This window comes from Henriciella sp., assembly GCF_049649345.1.
Classification (GTDB): Bacteria; Pseudomonadota; Alphaproteobacteria; order Caulobacterales; family Hyphomonadaceae; genus Henriciella.
The window spans coordinates 1-5976 of the sequence record NZ_JBARZC010000594.1; the positions used below are offsets into that span (position 1 = coordinate 1).

6 protein-coding genes are annotated in these 5976 nt (G+C 57.8%); all 6 read left to right on the forward strand.

What is annotated here, in order from left to right; genetic code table 11:
* Positions 1-560: VOC family protein (locus WA989_RS16460; protein WP_424341565.1), on the forward strand; the 560-nt coding region annotated here is incomplete at its 5' end.
* Between the two features lie 2 nt (positions 561-562).
* Positions 563-1723 (forward strand): alpha/beta hydrolase family protein, encoded by a 1161-nt coding sequence (locus WA989_RS16465; protein WP_424341566.1) that lies wholly within the window; start codon positions 563-565, stop codon positions 1721-1723.
* A 26-nt stretch (positions 1724-1749) separates the two neighbouring features.
* Positions 1750-2946 (forward strand): cytochrome P450, encoded by a 1197-nt coding sequence (locus WA989_RS16470; RefSeq protein WP_424341567.1) that lies wholly within the window; start codon positions 1750-1752, stop codon positions 2944-2946.
* Between the two features lies 1 nt (position 2947).
* Positions 2948-3514, forward strand: a complete 567-nt coding sequence (locus WA989_RS16475; protein WP_424341568.1) for a cupin domain-containing protein — start codon at positions 2948-2950, stop codon at positions 3512-3514.
* Positions 3515-3523: 9 nt separating this feature from the next.
* Positions 3524-4516 (forward strand): fumarylacetoacetate hydrolase family protein, encoded by a 993-nt coding sequence (locus WA989_RS16480; RefSeq protein WP_424341569.1) that lies wholly within the window; start codon positions 3524-3526, stop codon positions 4514-4516.
* A gap of 4 nt (positions 4517-4520) precedes the next feature.
* The gene (locus WA989_RS16485; RefSeq protein WP_424341570.1) at positions 4521-5714 is read left to right on the forward strand and encodes an FAD-dependent oxidoreductase; all 1194 of its coding nucleotides are present in this window, start codon (positions 4521-4523) and stop codon (positions 5712-5714) included.
* Positions 5715-5976: the final 262 nt, after the last annotated feature.

Below are 5976 nucleotides of genomic sequence, written 5' to 3' on the forward strand. Positions count from 1 at the left end.
CAATTGAAGTCTCTACCGATTTCGACACACGCACGCCTGAAACGCTGAGTGCCGGTGAACCCCGCCCCGAGAAAATCAGTCATGTTGTTCTTCACTCTCCGAACCACAAGGCTTATGTCGAATTCTACGAAAAGGCACTTGGCTTCAAGGTCTCTGACTGGCTTGGCGATTTCATGTGTTTTCTGCGATGCAATGAGTGGCATCATCGACTCGCCATCCTGCCTGGCCCACCCGCTTTCAACCACGTCGCCTATGATGTGCCTGACGTCGATGCTGTCATGAAGGGTGTGACGAGACTGCGTGAGACAAACGGCGATGTTGTCTGGGGCCCGGGGCGCCACACCGCTGGCAACAATGTATTCTCTTATTACGTCACGCCGGCTGGCTACGCCGTTGAATACACCTGCGATCTGGAAAAGGTCGATGACGACACCTGGGAAGCGAAGGTTCATCCGCCAAGCGCAGCAACCATGGACCAGTGGGGGTTCGGTGTTGGTGGCCCGTCCACCATGCCCGATCCCAAGCCGGATGGCGGCCTGTTCAAGGCGGTGGAGATTTAACGATGGCGCTCTTTGAGTACTTCCCGAACTATATCTGGAACTTGTCCGTCGCCATTGCTGTTGCCAGCGGTGCTGAACTTGGCGAAATCGTCGATATGTGTGAGCCCATAAAGCGGGCTGCGGACGAAGGTGCCGATGCCGGCACACCTGAGTTCATGAAGCAATGGGCCAGAAAGGCAGACACGCTGGCTTCCATGGCAGAGGAAGATCTGGCCCGAGGCCGGAAACTATCTGCCGCAGACAAGCTTCGCCGGGCCTCGCTCTATTACATCACAGCCGAGCGCATGCAGGGCCATGGCCACCCTGGGCGTGCCGAGACGTATGCGAAAGCACAGAGCGCCTTCAGCCAGTATATCGAATACGGCAAGGAGAACTGCGAACGCGTCGAAATCCCGTACAAGGGCGCGACGCTGCCAGCGCTCTATACGCGGGCGGAAGGTGTCGAGGGCGAAGCGCCCTGCATCGTGTTCACCAACGGCCTCGATAGCTGCAAGGAGCTGCTCTACTGGACATGGCTTCCGCACGCCTTAGCGCGACGCGGTATCTCCACACTTTGTGTCGATCAGCCAGGCTCCGGCGAAGCGATCCGTAAACAGGACATGCCGGCAACCCCCTACTCCGAAGAGTGGGCGACGCCTTGCTACGAATATCTCGCCGGCCGCGATGACGTCGATGCAGAACGCATTGGCATTTCCGGGATTTCCCTTGGCGGACACTTTGCAGCGCGCGCCGCGGCCTATGAGCCACGTTTTGCGTCGGGCGCGATCTGGGGGGCGAACCACAACTGGTACGAAGTGCAGGTTGGGCGTCTCGATCGCGAAGGCGAGAACCCGGTGCCCCACTACTGGAAGCACGTCTATTGGGTATTCGGAGCCGACAACAAGGAAGACTTCTTCAAGAAAATTGAAGGCATGAACATGAACGGGCATATGGATCGCATCAAGATGCCCTTCCTGATCACCCATGGCGAGAACGATCGCCAGATCAATGTGAAATACGCTCATCAAGCCTTCGAGCAACTCAGCAACTCGGCAAAGCCAGAGCTCAAGATATTCACATCACGCGAAGGCGGCGTCGAACACGTCGGCGCGGACAACATGTCTTTCGGACGCGACTACATCGCCGACTGGTTTGCCGACACGCTCGGCGGACGGACTGAGTAGTTAAGTAGTGAAAAGGGGACCCGGTAATGATGAGCGAAATTCCTCGAATTGCTGTGGACCCATTTTCCGAAGCATTTCTCAGTGACCCCTACGCCTATCATGCAGAGCTGAGAGATGTCGGCCCCGTCTTCTGGCTGGAGGCGATAGGCGCTTACGGTGTCGCTCGCCACGATGAGGTTACCCAAGTGCTCGGCAATCACGACATCTTCGTATCCAGCCGGGGAGTTGGACTAGCGGATTTCTCCAGGGAAAAGCCCTTTCGTCCTCCATCCCTTCTGCTTGAAGCAGATCCCCCGCTGCATACGCGCACGCGCGATTTGATGAACCGGATTGTCGCGTTGCCCGTGCTTCGCTCTCTCGAACCTCTTTGGCGGGAAAAGGCAAAAGTGCTGGTTGACGAATTGCTTGAGCATGATGGCTTCGACGCGGTCGTCGATCTCGCCGAAGAGTTTCCAATGAGAATCTTTCCTGATGCAGTAGGGCTGATGGAGGAAGGACGCGAGCATCTGCTGACTTATGCCTCGATTGTCTTCAACGCCTTTGGTCCCCGAAACAAGATCTTCGAGGACGGTATGGCTGATGCTGAAGAAGCGACGGCTTGGGTCGCGGAGGCCTGCAAGCGCGAAAACCTGAAATCCGATGGCTGGGGTGAGGCTGTCTACCAGTCTGCTGACCGGGGTGATTGCTCTCATGACGAAGCTGAGCGGCTGGTACGCTCTTTCCTGTCGGCGGGTGTCGATACAACCGTGAACGGAATATCCAATCTGCTGTATGCGTTTACGCAGTTTCCCGACGAGTGGCAAAAGATGGATACGAGCACCAGCGCAACGCGGCGGGCCTTTAACGAGGGATTGCGCTGGAGATCGACCGTTCAGACCTTCTTCCGCACCGTTGCGGAGGACACCAGAATTGGTGATGTGGACATTAAGGAAGGCGCGAAGATCATCACCTTTCTCGCTACGGCCAACCGCGACGAGCGCCGATGGGACGATCCCCATACATTTGACGTGACGCGCAATGCAGCCGGGCATGTGGGCTTCGGGCACGGCATACATGCCTGCCTCGGTCAGATGGTCGCACGAATGGAGGCTGATGCCCTGCTGTCAGCGATGCGCGAGAAAATCGCCCGGATCGAAGCAGACGGACCAGCCGTACCCCGCCTGAACAACACACTCTGCTCTATGGCCAGTGTACCGGTGAAAATTCAAAAGACAGGGAACTGAAATGACTGAAGCACCTTTTCGCCGGATCGTGACCGGGCATAATCCTGAAGGCAAGGCGATTATTCAGGAAGATGGACCTCCGCCGCGCGTCCAGAGGATCGGTGGCGAAACAGGTCCAATGTTCTACGAAGTCTGGAACACAACCGCCACTCCTGCCCCGATCGATCACGCAAGCGGCGAACCTCCCGAAAGCAACATTGTTCTCGCTCCACCAAAGAATGGAACGCGGATCCGAGTGTTGGACATACCGCCAGATGATCCGAGCTTCGAGCACATGACGCCGGAAGAAAGAAAGGCTCATTTTGCCGAGATTGGTGCAGCAGATGCCGTCGCGGACGACGGCAAGAGCGACCGACACGCCCATATGCACCGCACCGAGACGATCGACTACGGCATCGTCTTGGATGGTGAGCTTGTCCTCATTATGGACGAAGGAGAAACGACTGTCCGCGCAGGCGACATCGTGATCCAGCGCGGCACCAATCATGGCTGGGCCAATCGCACAGACAGGAATTGCCGCATCGCCTTCATCCTGATCGACGGTCAGTTCGACCCGGCACTGGCTTAGGAGCGTGCGATGAGACTTGCAACACGTAACAACGGGACTCCTGACGGCCAGCTGGTGGTCGTCTCTAGCGACAATGACTGCTTTGTCGCCGCGAATGGCATCGCGACAAATTTGCTCGATGCAATGACGCGTTGGGCAGACGTGGCCGGGCCCCTTGCCGCTTTGGCAAAGCAGCCTGAGGCAAACCAGGACAGCGCCGAAGCCTTCGACAGCGCGTCTGCGTTGGCACCGCTTCCGCGCTCCTGGCAATGGCTCGACGGATCCGCCTTCCCGCAACACGGCTTACTGATGCAGAAGGCTTTCCACCTGCCGCCGATCGAGAGCGATCGGCCCCTGATGTACCAAGGCATGTCCGACCGCTTCTATGGCGGCACCGCTGATGTGCCCTTCGGCAGCGAGAAGGACGGCATCGACTTTGAAGGCGAGTTCGCCGTGATCGTCGATCATGTGCCAATGGGCACCAGCGCCGACGACGCGATGGATCATATCAAGCTGGTCGTTCAGTTGAACGACTGGAGCCTGCGCACGATCGCACCGATCGAAATGAAGACCGGCTTCGGCTGGGTGCAAGCCAAACCCGCCTGCAGTGTTGCGCCGGTCGCGGTGACGCCTGACGAGCTCGGCGCGTCATGGTCAAATGGCCGTGTCTGCCTGCCCTTGCGCGTGGAATGGAATGGCAAACGCTTCGGCGACGCGGACGGCTCCGAGATGGAGTACGGTTTCCATGAACTCGTCGCTCACGCCGCCGCGACCCGGGACCTCGTGGCAGGCACCATCATCGGCTCCGGCACGGTCTCGAACAGGGACTACGCCAATGCCGGATCCTCATGCATCTCCGAGCGGCGCGCCATCGACATGATCGAGCATGGCGAACCCAAGACGCAGTTCATGTCGTTCGGCGACCGCGTCAGGATGGAAGCGCGCAGCAGAGATGGACGACCGCTCTTCGGAGTGATCGACCAGTCTGTCACGTCAGCAAAAACCATAGTCACGGAGCCATGAGGCGATGAGCATTCTCGGAAAAATATTCGGAAGTCGCGGAAAATCGACGCAGGCCGCCGATGAGCCGACGAGCTCAGGCGGCAGCAACGCATGGTCTATCCTGGTGATCGGTGGAGGGATCGGCGGATTGACCGCCGGCATAGCTCTGCGCCGGAAGGGCTTTGACGTTGAGATTATTGAGCGGGATCCGGAGTGGTCAGTCTACGGCGTCGGAATCATCCAGCAGAATAATGTCGTGCGGGCCGTGGCCGAACTCGGTGTCATCGATGACTATGTCGATGCCGGTTTCGGCTTCGATCACGTCAAGATATTCTTGCCAAACGGCACCGAAGTCGCGCACATTCCGACGCCAGCGCTTACCGAACGTTATCCCGCCTGCGTGGGGATCGGCCGTCCGGCCCTGCAATGCGTTCTCGGAGATCGCGCAAAGGCGTCTGGCGCGAAGATCCGCCTCGGCCGGACCGCCGAGACCATCAACGACACCGGTGATCGGGTGGATGTCACATTCTCCGACGGCACCAGGGGCAGCTACGATCTCGTCATCGGCGCCGACGGGCTCTACTCCCAGACACGCGACATGTTATTTCCTGATGCGCCTAAACCGGAGTTTACGGGACAATCTGTCTGGCGCTACAACTTCAAGCGTCCGGATGACGTACAGGGACTCTGGGTGTATAATGGTACCCCCGGTGTTGGCCTTGTCCCGATGACCGATGATCTGATGTACATGTATGTGACAACAGCCGAGCCGGGAAATCCGCGGATCCCGACTGAGAATCTGGCCAGCGAGATGCGCAAACGCATGACGACGCCTTCACCAATGATTCAGGCACTTGTCGAAAAGGTGACCGACAATGACGGAGTTGTTTACCGTCCTCTTGAATGGCTCATGTTGGAAGGTCCCTGGCACAAAGGGCGAGTTGCGTTGCTCGGCGACGCCGTCCACGCAACGACGCCTCATCTTGGTCAGGGCGCCGGCCTTGCTATTGAGGATTCGCTCGTGATTGCGGACGAGCTTTCAAAGGCGGCCACCCCGGAAGAAGCATTCCAGAAATATCGCGACCGCCGGTTCGAGCGTTGTGATTACATTGTCAAGAACAGCCTCGCGATCTGCAAGGGCCAACTCGGCGAAGGCCCACTCATCGACAATAGTAAGGCGTCTGCGGAGGCCATCGGCGTGGTATCGCAACCGATCTAGACAGAGTCATGCCGATCGGTCGCCGGGCACGCATACAGCGCCGACGTCGGATTGTTAGAAAGCCCTGTCGGAGAACCACGGAGGGCATAGGTCAAAGAAAGAATGGGAATATTTCCCTATTCCCACTCGATTATGAACAAGCGCCCCAACCTGCAATAACGACTACAGAACACATTAAGTTGTGGATGGAAATACCGTCAAAAATGCCAAATATCTGTTTTTGATGGGTTTTTTGATAGTGCACAGACTGAGCTTTCTTCGG

What these genes read in the sequence shown, in the direction of transcription:
- WA989_RS16465 (WP_424341566.1), top strand. Translation starts at nt 563, where the DNA reads ATGGCGCTCTTTGAGTACTTCCCGAACTATATCTGGAACTTGTCCGTC.
- WA989_RS16470 (WP_424341567.1), top strand. Translation starts at nt 1,750, where the DNA reads ATGATGAGCGAAATTCCTCGAATTGCTGTGGACCCATTTTCCGAAGCA.
- WA989_RS16475 (WP_424341568.1), top strand. Translation starts at nt 2,948, where the DNA reads ATGACTGAAGCACCTTTTCGCCGGATCGTGACCGGGCATAATCCTGAA.
- WA989_RS16480 (WP_424341569.1), top strand. Translation starts at nt 3,524, where the DNA reads ATGAGACTTGCAACACGTAACAACGGGACTCCTGACGGCCAGCTGGTG.
- WA989_RS16485 (WP_424341570.1), top strand. Translation starts at nt 4,521, where the DNA reads ATGAGCATTCTCGGAAAAATATTCGGAAGTCGCGGAAAATCGACGCAG.